This is a genomic window from Asticcacaulis sp. AC460 (assembly GCF_000495795.1).
Classification (GTDB): Bacteria; Pseudomonadota; Alphaproteobacteria; order Caulobacterales; family Caulobacteraceae; genus Asticcacaulis.
In genome coordinates this window covers 39,329-54,812 of record NZ_AWGD01000015.1, presented here as the reverse complement: position 1 = coordinate 54,812, position 15,484 = coordinate 39,329, and the positions used below count along the sequence as shown (strand labels likewise).

The window sequence follows — 15,484 nt, the reverse complement described above, 5'->3', positions numbered from 1 at the left end:
CCACCACTTTACTGTTTGCCTTTGACACGATAAATAACGCTAATTACCACATTCTGTTCGAAATATCAGAACAATGAACCGCCTCGATACCTATGCCGCCTTTGTTCGCGTCGCCGAACTGAGCAGCTTCACCCAGGCCGCAGCCTCCCTGGGTCTGCCGAAATCCGCCGTGTCCTCGGCCGTCGCGGCGCTGGAATCGCGGCTGAAAACTCAGCTCCTCTACCGCACCACCCGCAAGGTCCAGCTGACCCACGACGGCCATGCCCTGTACGAACGCGCCCGCGACCTGCTGTCCGATGCCGAAGACATGGACGCCATGTTCCAGTCCCAGCCCCAGGCCCTGACCGGCACTCTGCGGGTCGACATGCCGGTGGCCATGGCGCGTAACTTCATCGTCCCGCGGCTGCCAGACTTCTTCGACCGCCATCCCGGCCTGCAACTCGAACTGAGCTGCACCGACCGCCGCGTCGATGTGGTGGCCGAAGGCTTCGACTGCGTCATCCGCGTCGGCGCCCGGCCCGATTCCGGCCTGATGGCGCGGCAACTGGGCGTCATGACCATGGTCAATGTCGCCTCGCCGGCCTATCTCGAGCGCCACGGCACGCCGCTGACTCTGGACGATCTCGACCACCACTTCATGGTCCACTATGTCGGCCAACTCGGGGCAAAACCATGGGGCTTCGAATACCGCGACGGCGGCGATTACCAAACGCGTGATGTCCCCGGACGGATGTTCGTCAACAGCACCGAATCCTTCCAGGCGGCGGCCGTGGCAGGCCTGGGCATCATCCAATCGCCCATTGCCGGAGCGGCGCCGCTGCTGGCTGAAGGCCGGCTGGTGCAAATCCTGCCGGACTACGAAGCCGAGCCCCTGCCGGTGGCCCTGATCTATCCGCGCCGCCGTCACCAGGCGCGACGGGTGCGCGCCTTCATGGATTGGGTGGCGGCCATCATGGGCGACTACTTGTCTAAATCGTAAGGGGGTGTCATGGTCCAAGATAATAAAAACATGCAGGTAAGACGCCCGACATCGATCGACATTGCCGCCCTGGCCGGGGTTTCCCAGGCCACGGTGTCGCGTGCCCTGTCGCGGCCGGCCTCGGTCAGCGAAGGCGTACGCCAGCGCGTGTTCGACGCGGCGGCCAAGCTCAACTACACGGTCGACATCAACGCCCGCAAACTGCGGTCGAAGAAGATCAACACCATCGCCGTCCTGGTGTCGGAAGACATCGACCAGGGCGACAACCCGATCAATCCCTTCTTCTTGCCGCTGATCGGCCAGATCATGAACTATGCCGGCGAAAAGGGCGTCGACGTCCTGATGTCGCTGCAAAAGCAAAGCGCCGACTGGGGGGCCGACTACGGCTTCTCGCGCCGCGCCGACGGCATCATCTTCCTGGGCTATCGCGATTTCGAGACCTATCTGCGCAAGATCGACGCTCTGCGTCAGGTCGGCGAGCCTTGGGTGGTGTTCGGTCCGGTCATGCCGGAAACGCCGAACGTCTTTATCGGCTCCGACAACGAAGGCGGCGCGCACTCGGCGGTGGCGCACCTGCTGAAACTGGGCCGCAAGCGCACAGTCTTCCTGGGCGAAGCCTCGGAACGCCATTCGGAATTCTTCGAACGCTACAAGGGCTACCGCCGCGCCCACCACGAAGCCGGGGTGAAACCCGACGACGGGCTGGCGGTTGATTGCTTTATCTCGCGCGAAGAAGGTGCGGCGGCGATCGATCGGTTGCTGGACGACGGCGTGGAATTCGACGCGGTGTTCGCGGTCACCGACCTGCTGGCCATTGGCGCCATCCAGAGCCTGCAAAAGCGCGGCCTGCATGTGCCGAAGGACGTGTCGGTGATGGGCTTCGACGATCTGTGGGCCTGCACCTGCACCAACCCGGCTGTGAGCACGGTCCGCCAGGACACCAAGAAGGCCGCCCAGGTCCTGGTTGATACCCTCAGTGCCCTGATCGACGGCGAGCCGGTCGAGATGACCCGAATTCCGACGCAACTCGTCATTCGCGAAAGCTGCGGCGGATAGAACCTCCTTATCCTCCACCGCTTGCGGGGGAGGTGCTGAGCAAGCAAGCCTTCTTCAGGCGAAGCGCGTCGAAGCGGAGGGGGAGCCGGAAGCTCGGAGCGTGTCACACCCCCTCCGTCTCGACGCGTTTCGCCAATGGCCTTCGGCCTGGCTCACTTGCTCGCCACCTCCCCCGCAAGCGGTGGAGGATAGTAGTCCATCCATGACATCTGTCACTTCCCGCGGACAGTTTCATCGCTATCCCTGTCATCCAATCATCAAAGGGTGACAACCGATGCGTAAAATCTTCTGGGCGGCTTTAGGGATCACGATCTGCTTCGCCGCCTACCTTCTCTTCAGGCCCCTGATCGTCTGGCCGTTCGGTTGGCAGGCTTTGCCGGAAAAAGCCGCCTCTGCGCCCACCCAATCCCATCCGGCGACCGCCTTTCTGAACAACCAATACGCCACCGGACGTTACCCCAGCCTGTCGGCCGCCATCAGCATCGATGGCAAGATCGTCTGGTCACATACCCAGGGCTATGCCGACCTGAAAACCCGGACGCTTGCCACGCCGCAAAGCCAGTACCGCATCGGTTCCAGCAGCAAGGCGGTCAACGCCACCCTGGCCGCGATCCTGGTTTCGCAAAACAAGCTCGACCTCGACAAACCCATCACCAGCTATATCAACTATTTCCCGGACAAGGGTCACCCGATCACAACACGGCAACTGCTGTCGCACACCGCCGGCATCCGCCACTACGGTATGTGTTTCTGCGCCCCTATCTGGGACTATGAAAACACCCGCCATTTCGACACCGTCCGCGACGCCGTGGGTACCTTTTCGGATTCGCCCCTGTTGTTCGACCCCGGCACCGGCTTCTCCTATTCCAGCTATGGCATCGTCCTGGCCAGCGGCGTCATGGAAGGCGCCGGCGGCGACACCTATCTCAATCTGATTCAAGAACATGTCGCCGCGCCCCTGGACTTGGCCGGCCTCAAACCCGACGACCGCACGATCGCCAACGATCATCGCGCCCGCTTCTACGAAGTCAAGAACGGCAACTATCGCGATGCTCTGCCTACGGACGATAGTATCAAATGGGCCGGCGGCGGCTTTGTCGCCACGCCGCAGGACCTGGCCAAACTTGGCGGCGCCTGGATCGGCAACGAATTCCTCCCGGCAAATGTGCGCGACACCTTCTGGACGCCGCAACCCCTTAAAGACGGCACCATCAATCCGCAAAACTATGCCCTGGGCTGGCGGGTCGGCGAGATCGACCTCGACGGCAAGAAGATCCGAGTCATCCATCACAACGGCACCGCCAAAGGCTCATCGTCCAGTTTCATGCTGTTCCCGGACTATGGTATGGCTGTCTCCGTGATGACCAACCGGGGAATCCAGGGCCGCGAACCGTTCCAGGATTTCGCCAAAGAACTCGGTCTCCTTATGCTGAAGGCCGATGGCGCAGATTAAACGCAGACGATTCTTAGGCCTGGCGCTGGATGGACCAACCATCTGGCTGTCCTACCTGATCATGTATGTCTGGCCGTGGTTCCTCGAAAAGCCCAGGCATCTGGACTGGCAGGCCTCGCTCGCCGCGCTGCCGGTCTTCCTGATCGCCTATTACGGTTCGTTCGACCTGCGCGGGCGCGCCGCCTGGCCCGGCATCGCCGTCATCGCCGCCATCTCCCTCGGTCTGGGCCAACTGACCGCAGCGGCCAGCATCATCATGCTGTTCGCCGTCATGATTACGGTCCAGAGCCAGCGCGGCCGGCCGCGTTATCTCTGGCTGGGCGGGATGGTGGCCGCCACGGTCGTGGCGGTCGCCATAGGCTGGGTGTCGTGGATATTCGGTTTCGGCGCTATCTTCTTCGGCGGATTGGCCGCGGCGGCCACAGCGGCCAACAGCCTGCTTCAGGACCAGACTGAAGAACTGATCCGCGCCCGGGCCCAGGCCGAAGCCCTGGCCGTCATGGGTGAACGCGAGCGCATCTCGCGCGACCTGCACGACATTGTCGGCCATGCTTTTTCGACCGTCGTGCTGAAATCTGACCTGGCCTCCCGGGTCATCGACAGCGAACCAGAACGGGCGCGGTCGGAACTGGACGCCATCAACACCGTCGGGCGCGAAGCCTTGCAGGAGATCCGCTCGGCCATCCGTGGCCTGAACCAGTCGACTTTGATCGCCGCCACCGGCCATGTCCGCGCCCTGCTCGAAGCTGCCGATATCCGGCTGACGTTTTCGAACACGGCCGGGCCTTTGCCGGCCTCTGTAGAGCACGAAGTCGCCATGGTCATGCGCGAAGCCGTCACGAATGTCGTCCGCCACGCCCAGGCTACGACCTGCACCATCGACATCCGCCGTGAAGGTCCGACCCTCTTCCTCGACATCGCAGACGATGGCCGTGGCGGACCGATCGTCTTCGGCAACGGACTGGAGGGCATCCGCCGCCGCGCCGCTGCGCTGGAGGTTGATTCCGCGGACGGCGTGAAAATACACGCCCGCTTTCCGCTGGAGCCCCAACCATGATCCGGATTCTGGTGGTGGAAGATCAGGCCTTGGTCCTGGGCGCGATCGCCAGCCTGCTGGCTCTGGAGAACGACTTCACCGTCGTGGGGACAGCGCCCAACGGCCGCGCGGCCCTTGAGATGATGGCGGACTGCCGGCCCGACCTGGTCGTCAGCGACATCGAGATGGCGGAAATGGGCGGGATCGACCTGGCCCAGCATCTGAAACACGATGCCCCAGGTGTTGCCGTGGTGATGGTGACGACCTTTGCCCGGCCGGGTTACCTGCAACGCGCCCTGGCAGCCGGAGTCCGCGGTTATTTGCTGAAGGATACGCCGTCCCGCGAACTGGCGCAGATCATCCGCCGGGTGATGGCGGGCGAAAGGGTCATCGACCCTCAACTGGGCGACCTGACGCAAACGGATGACCCGCTCAACGACCGCGACCGCGAGCTTTTGCGCCTGGCCGAGCAGGGCCACAGCAACAAGACCATCGCCCGTCTGCTGGACAAGGCGCCGGGGACGATCCGCAACCACCTGTCCGAAATCCTGCAGAAACTCAATGCGGTCAACCGCATCGACGCCTGCCGGATCGCCCGCCAAATGGGGTGGCTGTAAAAAATAAGCCCCCGGCGCTTGCACTCGCCGAGGGCCAAGTTTGGGTCAAAGGGTTGAGACTTGGAACTTTGACCGATCTTGAAAAACCTATTGCTTACCGGCGAACCGGTCGAAAGCGGCGGGACTCCTGTCCCACACCTGCTTGTCGCGCAACGACCGCAACAGCTTGACATATTCGGCATGCGACCAGGCCAGCGGCGTGGCGCCGTCGATGCCTTCACCCAGCACATAGTTGTGCGGCTGATTGGTGCCGACGCCGTCAAACACCTGCTCCGGGATCATCAGCCCATCATTGGCGAAGAGCTCCATGCCCTTGACATAGACGCTGCGGATGGCGTCGACATCGGCCTGGCTGGCGCCGCCCGGCTTCATTGCGGCAACCGCCAGATCGTAGTGCCCGCGCTCGCCGGTGAAGATGGGCCACACCCGGCCGCGCTGGCTGGGGTGCATTTGTCCGTTCACGGAGTAATTACCGCCTTCCGTGCGGTCGCCGTAGCCGTCATTGCCGTAGCGGCGGAAGCCCGGCACGGTGACGTCCGAACCTGCGAACCTGAAATCGTAACGCACGCGCAGGTTTTCCGGCAGGTTCTGGTCGTCGATAATGGTCAGCGACTGGACGATATGCGGATCGTTCGCCTTGCGCACGCCATAGCGCACCAGCTCGATAAAGCCCTGGTCCACCATCAGGTCCGAAGCCAGGCCGGCGCGGCCGTTGCGCTCGTCCTGGACGCCGGGATTGTTGGCGTCGTCCGAACGCGAAATGCGCAGGTAGTAGCTGGCCGGCTTGTCGGCGCCGCGGATCTTGCCAGAGGTCGTGTACAACCGCTGTTCCAGCTTGGCCGAATAGTCGGCCGCCTTGGCCGAGAATTCCGCCGCGCCGGCCGTATCGCCGGCCTTGGTGGCGATGTCGGCCGCCGCCGCCAGCCCGGCGATCACCGCCGCGGTGGTCGAGGGCGAATGACCTTCCTGCTCTTCCCAGCGTTCCTGCTGGGCATAGGGTGGGGTGATGGTGGCGTGGTTCCAGTCCAGCCCGATCGTGCCGCCGCGCGACAGGAACTCGGCTGCCGGTTTCAGCATCGAACCATAGGACGACAGCAGCTCGTCCTGCGAAATCAGCTTCATATCGGCCAGGCGCGCACCCAGCAGGATCGGCATGGCGGTCTGGTCCAGCTGGATGCCGACCCATTCCGGCGTGCCGTCAACATGCGACTTTTGCAGGAACCATCCCGTGGCGCCGGTATTGCCCGGCGTGTCCTTCGTCACCTGGACGGTCGGCAGATAGCGATAGGCTGCGACGGGGGTCTCGCGGTCGCCCAGGGCGGCGAGGGCCATGGCGACCTGGTAGAAGTCGCGCGGCCACACGCCCTTGTAACCCGTCGCCGAAACGTCGGTATAGACGGTGTCGCCCCACGGATTGCTGAGCGAGGCGATCAGCCCGCCGGCCTTGGTTTTGTCTTCCTGAGCCTTCAGCATCAGGGCCGAGGCGTAGAGCAGCTTGCCATTGTCTTCCGAAACAGGGACCAGGCTCTTCAACTCGGACAGCGAACCGAGATAGTCTTCCCAACCGATGGCGGCGCCTTGGCCGTTATAGTTGGCCAGAACCTTGGCATAACCGGTTTTCAGCGTCGCCTGGGCTTCGGCGGCGGCGGCGTCCGGATTGGCGCCGAAGCCGACGGCCAGGTCGAAGGTCGCGCTGTTCGCCACGGCCGGCAGTTGCCCGACCAGGACGATATTGCCGCGCGTGGTGGTCGCTGTGTGCTGGGCGAAGATCTGCTGGTGGTCGCTGAGATCCTTCAATCCATCGGTCACGCCGGCATAGCCGACATTGTAACCCTTGAACGGCACGCTGGCCTTCAGCGCCAGCGCGACATCGCCCTGCCACGCCGTGAGCACCGAGGCCGAAGCCTGGCCTTCATCGTCGCCCGAGGTGTTGGCGGCGGAAGGGTCCAGGATGACATAGGGCGTCACCGGGCCTTTCAGCGCCTTGACCGTGACACGGGTCACCAGGGTCTGTTGGTCCGGATCGGTAAAGATGTCTTTGATGATGACAAAGCGGCCCTGCCTGTCGCTATTGGTGATGCGATAGGCCGGCGACAGCGGGCGGCCGTCCTTGTCGGTATGGATATAGGCGATCTGCGAGGTGGTGTCGGTCTTTTCGAAGGCGGTCCAGCCGTCGCCGGTGACGGCGATCTGCATCTCGCGGATCTGGGCGTGGTGGATCAGCCCGTACATCGTCTCGGTCAGGATGCCGTCGGCCAGGGAGAACCAAACCTTGGACACCTTGCCGGTGGCGGCCTTATCAGAGAATTGAAAATCGCTATAGGCTTCGTAGGACGTGCCGATGCCGGTCTTGGCGGAATAGGACCAGGGCGAGGGCAGGCCGGGGCCATCGGTCGCCCTGCCGCCTTCATTGAGCGTCGGATTGTGGTTCGGAACAACTTCGTCTTCGGCGGCAAAGCCCGGCGTGGCAAGGCCAGCCACCATCAGGGCAGCCAGGCTGACGGCCGTGGCCCGCCACGTCGCGCGGCTCGAAATCCTTGTAAACATACGCCTCTCCTGCACCCTTTTTCATCGCGGCCTTGCCGGCCGTCCGCTTATATCGGGTCTGTATCTGTTGAGCCGCCAGGTCCGGATAAACCGGCCCGCGCCATTTTTTGCGACAGTATGCAAATTTCACGACGGAGTCGCGATGCATACGTATTCACGCCGTTAAATTTTTATGAAGACGTCCCTGAAGGGAATTCGCAGAAATACAAGATTTTGATTATAGAGGTTTTTTTGCAGAACGACCGCATGCGAAGAAGCAGAGCTCCCTCCTCTCCACGAATGCCTGCCGGCGAGGCTGGGGAGGTGCCGGCGAAGCCGGCGGAGGGGTATCTTACGTAGATATCGCCGCCGCCTGGTTTCAGGCAAACGCAGATAGAGCGCGCCCAAAAAAGCACAAAAAAATCCCCTCGCCCGAAACCGGACAAGGGGAAGTTTGTGTTGAGAAGATACCACTTACAAAGTCTGCACCCTGTAATTGGCGTATTCCGGTTGCGTCACAACAACCGGAATGTCGGACAGGTGCGACTTGCGACGCTCGAACAGCCGAAAACCGCACCTGAAACTCACTGTAAACGTTTACAGCCGGACCCCAAAACTAAAGAAGCGCCTGTGGGACGCTTCTGAAAAGGCCAATTGGCGAAAAAGCTTACAAATTCATTCACACATTTGCATGGATCAGGGTGCAATGCAATGTCAAAGAGTCACGATTTTTCAGAATCTTGGGCTGAATACGTATGCAACTGGACAGCCAAACCCTTTGCGGATTTGGTTAATCCGAACCCGGCGCACCAGACCGGTTGGAGGAGGCATTATGCGTTGGACAAGTATCATTGCGGCCGTGCTGCTGTTGGCGGCGGGCACGGCCCAGGCTGAAATCCGGCTGGATCACTATCCGAAAATGTCGTCGCCGGGTGTCGAGCCGCGCGACATCACAGTTTGGGTGCCGGAGGCCTGCCAGGGCGTGATCCGCTGTTCGGTCCTCTATATGATGGACGGCCAGAATGTCTTCACACCGTCGCCCTATAGCGGCGCTGATTGGGGCGTGGCCGACGCCCTGCCGAAACTGATGGCAGATCATAAGGTGCCGCCGACCATCGTGGTGGCGGTCAACAATATCGAGGCGCGGACGCGCGAATATATGCCGCAAAGGGTCTACGACCTGATGCCGGCGGACTATCAGGCCCGTATCCGGGCGTTCGAAGACAACGAGCCGCCCAATTCCGACGCCTTCCTCAAATTCCTGGTCACCGAACTCAAACCCTTCATCGACAAAGCCTATCCGACGGTGACCGGTCCGGAAGGGACGGCCATCATGGGCTCGTCAATGGGCGGCCATATCGCCCTCTACGCCCAGGGCGAATATCCGGAGGTTTTCGGCGCCTCGGCCTCCTTGTCCATGCCGTGGCTGATGGCCAGCTGGGCTAAGGATCCAGCCGGCGTGGCCGCCGACCGTAAGACGGTGACCGATGGCTGGCGCGCCTGGCTGAAATCAAGCCGGCTGCAACCCGGACGCAACCGTATCTACAGCGATCAGGGGACGTTGGGGTTGGACCGCGAATTCACGCCCTATATGGAAAGCGTCACGACCATGTTCCTGAACAACGGCTGGGATGCTGCGGTTTTCCAGAGCCGGGTCTTCCCCGGCACCGAACACAGCGAAAAGGACTGGCGCAAGCGCATCGACATCCCTCTGGTCTTCATCCTGAATCGATGAAAATTTTTTCATAAATAGGAAAGCACTTGCTTGCAAAGGGGAAATCAGGCTTCCTTGCGCCTGATACAGGGCAGGGTGGCGTAAGATGGACGCGAACAAGGGCAAGATCCGGCTGGAAGACCTGGCGAAGATCGCCGGCGTGTCGGTGGCGACCGTGTCGCGCGCCCTCAATGACTCGCCGGCCGTCAATCGCGTCACCAAGCGCCGTGTCTGGAAGATCGCCCGCGACCACAATTACGTCCTGAACCAGGACATGCCGATGTCGATGTCGGGCTCCCAGGCCACCATCGCCATCGTCATCCCGCCGCCCCACGGCCGCGAAGGCCGCTTTTCCGACCCCTTCTATCTCGAAATGATCTCCGGCGTCGGCGAAGCCGCGCGCGACATGGGCTGCGATCTGCTGCTGTCGCACCTGACACCGCGGTCGCAGAACGACCTCGTCACCCTGATGCAGAACATCAAGGCCGACGGCGTCATCTTCCTGGGCCAGAGCTACCTCCACGACCGCTTCAACCACCTGGCCGGCTCGACCAACAAGTTCATCGTCTGGGGCCAGGAACTGCCGGGCCAGAAATATTGCACGGTCGGATCGAACAACCTGCAGGGCGGGACCCGGGCGACGGCGCATCTGGCGCGGCTGGGGCGGACCCGCATCGCCTATTTTGGTGAAACCGAAGGCATCGAGATGAAGCTGCGCTTCCAGGGCTATCTCAATGTCCTGGCCGAATCCGGCATCGAATACGATCCACGCCTGGTGGTGCCGACCCATTTCGAAATGGCCTCGGCCGAAGCTGCCGTGCTGAACCTGCTGAACAAGGGCGTCAGCTTCGACGGCTTGTTTGCCTGTTCCGACATCATCGCGTTTGGCGCCATTCGCGGCCTGATGCGCGCCGGCCTGCAGGTGCCCAAGGACGTGTCGGTGGTCGGTTACGACAATATCCAGCTGGCCAGCCTGACCCACCCGTCCCTGACCACCATCTCCCAGGACCTGGCCCGCGCCGGCAAATTGATGGTGTCCAAGCTGATCGGTTCGATCTCCAACGACGAAACCCACTCCGAAATCGTTGCCACCGAGTTGGTCGTCCGGGAGTCGTGTGGGGGCTAAGCGCCTTTCAGGCCTCGAATCATCCAAGGGTTACCGTATGCTGTTTTGCGCGTTTTCGGCTCGCGCAAAAGGGTAGCGCTAACATGGACCCCATCCACCTCAGGTAAGCGCTGTCAAAGTAAAAACAGCCCCAAAAATCACAAAATTTGCATAAAATTACAATTTTTTGCATTTTGTGTCAAAAAATTCCAAGCAAGCCCTTTTCGTGCAAGGCGTGCACGAACTTAAGGGTTAGCGCGGTAAAACTCGGACAATAGCGCCCAAATGCTTCAAATGCGTCACCTGAAAGTCACAACATTACGATTTGTTTAAACAAAAGACTGCAAAATTTTGCAAAGCCTTGCAAAAAGAACTGTGTTGTAGTGATAGTCCGCCAACAGCGCCGTAAGAGTGCTTTTTAGGGTTGAGATACATGCGTAACGCCGCGGCTGATAAGCCGGCGAACGCCGATATCGTCGAAACGACACCAGGAGGAAGTTCAAATGAAACATTCTAAGGGTCAAACCGGGGCGCTGCGTGCACGTCTCCTGACCTGCGGCGCGACGGCAGCCATATTGACCGCCTGCGTCTTCACGGCTCCGGCCATGGCCCAGGACGCTCCGGCGGCCGCCCCCGACGACGGCCAGGCCATCGTCATCAGCGGCATCCGCCGCGGTATCCAGGACGCCATCTCGGTCAAGAAGCGCTCGTCCCAGATCGTCGAGGCCGTCTCGGCCGAAGACATCGGCAAGCTGCCCGACGCCTCGATCGCCGAATCGATCGCCCGCCTGCCCGGCATCGCAGCCCAGCGCACCAACGGCCGCGCCCAGTCGCTGTCGATCCGCGGCCTGGGGCCTGACTACACCGTCACCACCTTGAACGGCCGTGAGCAGGTCTCGACCTCCGACAACCGCTCGGTCGAATTCGACCAGTATCCGTCGGAACTGATCTCGCAGGTTCTGGTCTATAAGACCCCGAACGCCGGCATGGTCAGCCAGGGCCTCGCCGGCACCGCCGACCTGCTGACCGTCCGCCCGCTGGCCTATGGCAAGCGTGCCGCCGCCATCAACCTGCGCGGTGAACTGAACAGCGAAGAGGCTGCTATCGGCGGCATGAAGAACAGCGGCAACCGCTTCTCGGCCATGTATATCGACCAGTTCATGGACGGTAAGGTCGGCCTGGCCTTGGGCTATGCGCACACCGACTCGCCTTACCAGGTCCAGAAGAAGGAGCCCTGGGGTGACGGCGGCTATCCGACCCACCAGGGCAAGATGATCCTGGGCGGCGAGAAGGACGGCATCATCTCGTCCAACCTGACGCGTGACGGCTATATGGGCGTGCTGGAGTTCAAGCCGAACGACCAGCTGCACATCACGATCGACGCCTATCACTCGGACTTCCGCGAACTGCAGAAGATCGCCCGCCTGGAATATCCGCTGTACTGGAGCTCGGCGACCCTGCAGCCCGGCTACACGGTCGGCAACAACTTCATCACGCATGGCGTGTTCACCGGCGTCAAGGCCGTGGTCGAAAACTACACCAACGAACGCGAAGCCAAGCTCGACTCGCTGGGCTTCAATGTCGGCTACGACCTGAACGACCACTGGAACCTGCTCGCCGACGTCGCCGTATCCAAGGTCGAACGTGACGACCTGATCCTGGAATCGACGGCCGGTACCGGCCCGGGCGGCCAGGGCGCGACCGACACCATCACCTTTGACACACCGGACAATTACGGCCTCTCGACCCTGAAGGGTGTGATCGACTATTCCAACTTCAACACCATCTTCCTGACCGATCCGGGTGGCTGGGGTGGTCCCGCCAACCGTGCCGGCTACGTCAAAGCGCCGCATATCGAGGACGAACTGACGACCATCAAGCTGGCCGCCAGGCGTCGTATCGATGACGGCTTCTTCTCCAGCGTCGCTTTCGGTGTCAACCAGAGCAGCCGCACCAAGGACAAGAAGGGCGTCGAAGGCTTCATCATGCTGAAAACGGCCCCGGCCGTTGTGGTTCCGGAAAAGTACCGCATGGGTGTGACCGACGCCTCCTTCCTGGGCGGTGTTTCCGGCATGATCTCCTATGACGGCCTGGCCATGTGGAAGGACGGCTTCTTCAACTTCCAGCAGGACGTCAGCCAGGACGCGGTCAAGAAGACGTGGAACGTCGACGAAACCGTCACCACCCTGTTCGTCAAGGCGGACATCGACAGCGAAGTGTTTGGTATCCCGCTGACCGGCAATATCGGCCTGATGCATCAGGCGGCCGAACAGACGGCAACGTCGGCTTTCACCGATGGCACCGCCTCCGGAACCAAGATACGTTCGGAAAGCGCCAAGTATGACGACCTGCTGCCGTCCGTCTCGCTGAACTTTGCTGTGGCTGACGACATGACCCTGCGTCTCGGCGCCGGGACCACCATCGTCCGTCCGCGGATGGACGACATGGCGGCGGGCATTGGTTATGGACCGACCTCGGACAATGGCCAACCGGTCATCTTCAACGGCCAGCAGTACTACTGGTCGGGCGGCGGCGGTAACCCGGGTCTGAAGCCCTGGAAGGCCAACGCCTTCGACATGTCGCTGGAAAAATATTTCGGCCGTAAGGGCTATGTCTCGGCGGCGATCTTCCACAAGGACATGACCTCCTACATCTTCAATCAGACGATCCTGCGCGACTACTCCGGCGTGCCGCTGACCAACGCGAACTGCTTCAATAACAATGTGTTTGTCTGTACCCAGGCCGACGCCAAGCGGACCGGCACGGTCTCGGTGATGCAGAACGGCTCGGGTGGCTGGATCAAGGGTCTGGAACTGTCGGCCTCCATCCCGGGTGAAATGATCTGGGAACCGCTGAACGGCTTTGGTCTGGTGGTTTCGGCGGCCTTCAACGATAGCGAGATCAACCCGTCGGGTAGCAACCCGATTCAGTTGCCGGGCCTGTCGAAGAAGGTGGTCAACACCACCATCTACTACGAAAACCATGGCTTCTCGGCCCGGATCTCGAACCGTTACCGCGGCGAGTTCCTCGGCGAAGTGCCGGACTACACCAACAGCCTGCAAAGCCGCTATGTGGCCGCAGAATCGCTCATCGACGCCCAGGTCAGCTACGAGTTCCAGGAAGGCACGCTGAAGGGTCTGACCCTGTCCTTCTCGGGCACCAACCTGACCAACGAGCCGTTTAAGCTCTACACCCAGGGCAATCCGGCCAACGTCATGCGTCATGAAGTCTATGGATCGACCTACCTGTTCGGCGTGAACTACAAGTTCTTCTAAGCCGATCCGGATTTGATAATGACACCTGCCGGTTTGCGACCGGCAGGTGTTTTTTTGTGCGAGATCCATCAAGTAATCGTATTCACGGCCAGAATCCTGCAGAGGCTCTGGCTTTTTGCAACACCTCGTGAAAAGTGACCTTCCACCTTTTGAGGCCCGGGCTGTCTTATGAGTGAACATCTGATCAAAAAGGTTGTCATCCTGGGCGGCGGCACCGCCGGCTGGTTGAGCGCGGCCATGCTGGCCAAGACCTGGGGCCGCAACATCGCCATCACCGTGGTTGAATCCGACGAGATCGGCACCGTCGGCGTCGGCGAGGCGACCATCCCGCCGCTCACCAAGCTGTTGACCTTTCTCGGCATCGACGAGAACCAGTTCCTGTCGCGGGTCCACGGCACGTTCAAGCTGGGCATCGAATTCATCGACTGGTACGCCAAAGATCACAGCTATATCCACGCCTTCGGCGCGCCGGGCCAGCCCCTGGGCATCCTGCCCTTTTACCAGTACTGGCTGGCACAGCGCCTGCGCGGCCATAACGTCCATCTGTGGGATTATTCCCTGACGGCGCTGGCGGCAAAGCAAAACCGTTTCGGCCGTCTCAAGCAGGTGCCCAACACCTCGATGGATGGGATGGACTACGCCTTCCATTTCGACGCCGGCCTGATGGCGCAGTTCCTGCGTATCGGTTGCGAAAATTCCGGCGTCACGCGCATCGAAGGCAAGGTCTCGGGCGTCAACCTGCGCGCCGAGGACGGGTTTATCGAATCCCTGACCCTGCAAAGCGGCCAGGTGGTTGAAGGCGAGATGTTCATCGACTGCTCGGGCTTCCGCGGCGTGCTGATCGAGGACGCCCTGAAGGCCGGTTACAACAACTGGCAGCACTGGCTACCTTGCGACCGGGCGGTGGCCCTGCCGACGACCTCGGTCGGGCCGCTGAAACCCTATACCCAGGCGCGCGCCCACAGCGCCGGCTGGCAGTGGCGCATCCCGTTGCAGCATCGCGTCGGTAACGGCCATGTCTTCTGCAGCCAGTATATGAGCGACGATGAGGCGACGCAGATCCTTCTGGCGAACGTCACCGGTGAGAATCTGGCGGAACCTCGGATTCTGAAGTTCGTCACCGGCCGGCGCAAGGAATCGTGGGTCAAGAACTGCCTCTCCCTGGGCCTGGCGTCAGGCTTTATGGAGCCGCTGGAATCGACCAGCATCCACCTGGTGCAGTCGGGCATGACCCGGTTCCTGCGGCTATTCCCGGACAAGCGCTTCAATCCGCTGGAAATCGCTGAATATAACCGTCAGACGGCGCATGAATATGAGCTGATCCGCGACTTCCTGGTGCTGCATTACAAGGCGACGACCCGCAGCGACACGCCGTTCTGGGAGTATTGCCGGACGATGGATATTCCCGACACCCTGGCGCACAAGATAGACTATTTCCGCCAGCACGGCCGGCTGCTGATCGAGGAAGACGACCTGTTCAGGGACACCAACTGGGCCCAGGTCCTGATCGGCCAGGGGATCATGCCGGGTGCCGCGGCGCCCCTGGCCCATGCCATCGGCGAGGATGACCTGACCGATTTCATGAAGAACCTGCGCGTCATCCTGGATCGGACGGTTGCCGGATTGCCGGACCACGCCGCCTTCGTACAGCAGAACTGCCCGGCAGTGGCTTAATCAAATGATACCTCCCCGCGCTCTTCGCGTGGGGAGGGGGACCGCTCGA

Annotated in this window: 10 protein-coding genes; 9 read left to right on the top strand and 1 reads right to left on the bottom strand. The window is 61.4% G+C overall.

Features of this window, described 5'->3' with window-relative positions; genetic code table 11:
* Positions 1-73 precede the first annotated feature (73 nt).
* From ABAC460_RS32990 to ABAC460_RS32975, 5 genes are all read left to right on the top strand, one after another.
* On the top strand, positions 74-979 hold the full coding sequence (locus tag ABAC460_RS32990) for a LysR family transcriptional regulator (protein ID WP_023452931.1): 906 nt from the start codon (positions 74-76) through the stop codon (positions 977-979).
* Between the two features lie 30 nt (positions 980-1,009).
* Positions 1,010-2,035 (top strand): LacI family DNA-binding transcriptional regulator, encoded by a 1,026-nt coding sequence (locus ABAC460_RS32985; RefSeq protein ID WP_031236626.1) that lies wholly within the window; start codon positions 1,010-1,012, stop codon positions 2,033-2,035.
* 274 nt (positions 2,036-2,309) lie between these two features.
* Entirely contained in the window at positions 2,310-3,488 is a 1,179-nt protein-coding gene (locus ABAC460_RS32980; protein ID WP_023452929.1) for a serine hydrolase domain-containing protein, read from the top strand.
* On the top strand, positions 3,475-4,545 hold the full coding sequence (locus tag ABAC460_RS48215; RefSeq protein ID WP_023452928.1) for a sensor histidine kinase: 1,071 nt from the start codon (positions 3,475-3,477) through the stop codon (positions 4,543-4,545). The genes ABAC460_RS32980 and ABAC460_RS48215 overlap by 14 nt, the downstream gene beginning before the upstream one ends.
* Entirely contained in the window at positions 4,542-5,141 is a 600-nt protein-coding gene (locus tag ABAC460_RS32975; protein WP_023452927.1) for a response regulator transcription factor, read from the top strand. Before ABAC460_RS48215 ends, ABAC460_RS32975 begins: the two co-directional genes overlap by 4 nt.
* 87 nt (positions 5,142-5,228) lie before the next feature.
* Here the strand turns inward: ABAC460_RS32975 and ABAC460_RS32970 are convergent, their stop codons facing one another.
* Complete coding sequence (locus ABAC460_RS32970; RefSeq protein ID WP_023452926.1) at positions 5,229-7,688, bottom strand: glucan 1,4-alpha-glucosidase; 2,460 nt, start codon at positions 7,686-7,688, stop codon at positions 5,229-5,231.
* An 811-nt stretch (positions 7,689-8,499) separates the two neighbouring features.
* Here ABAC460_RS32970 and ABAC460_RS32965 point away from each other — a divergent pair.
* From ABAC460_RS32965 to ABAC460_RS32950, 4 genes are all read left to right on the top strand, one after another.
* The gene (locus tag ABAC460_RS32965) at positions 8,500-9,402 is read left to right on the top strand and encodes an alpha/beta hydrolase (RefSeq protein WP_023452925.1); all 903 of its coding nucleotides are present in this window, start codon (positions 8,500-8,502) and stop codon (positions 9,400-9,402) included.
* 85 nt (positions 9,403-9,487) lie between these two features.
* Positions 9,488-10,507 (top strand): LacI family DNA-binding transcriptional regulator, encoded by a 1,020-nt coding sequence (locus ABAC460_RS32960; protein WP_023452924.1) that lies wholly within the window; start codon positions 9,488-9,490, stop codon positions 10,505-10,507.
* Between the two features lie 482 nt (positions 10,508-10,989).
* Complete coding sequence (locus ABAC460_RS32955; protein WP_023452923.1) at positions 10,990-13,761, top strand: TonB-dependent receptor; 2,772 nt, start codon at positions 10,990-10,992, stop codon at positions 13,759-13,761.
* A 168-nt stretch (positions 13,762-13,929) separates the two neighbouring features.
* Positions 13,930-15,435 carry a tryptophan halogenase family protein gene (locus tag ABAC460_RS32950; protein ID WP_023452922.1) on the top strand — a complete coding sequence of 502 codons (1,506 nt, stop codon included), beginning with the start codon at positions 13,930-13,932 and terminating at the stop codon, positions 15,433-15,435.
* Positions 15,436-15,484: the final 49 nt, after the last annotated feature.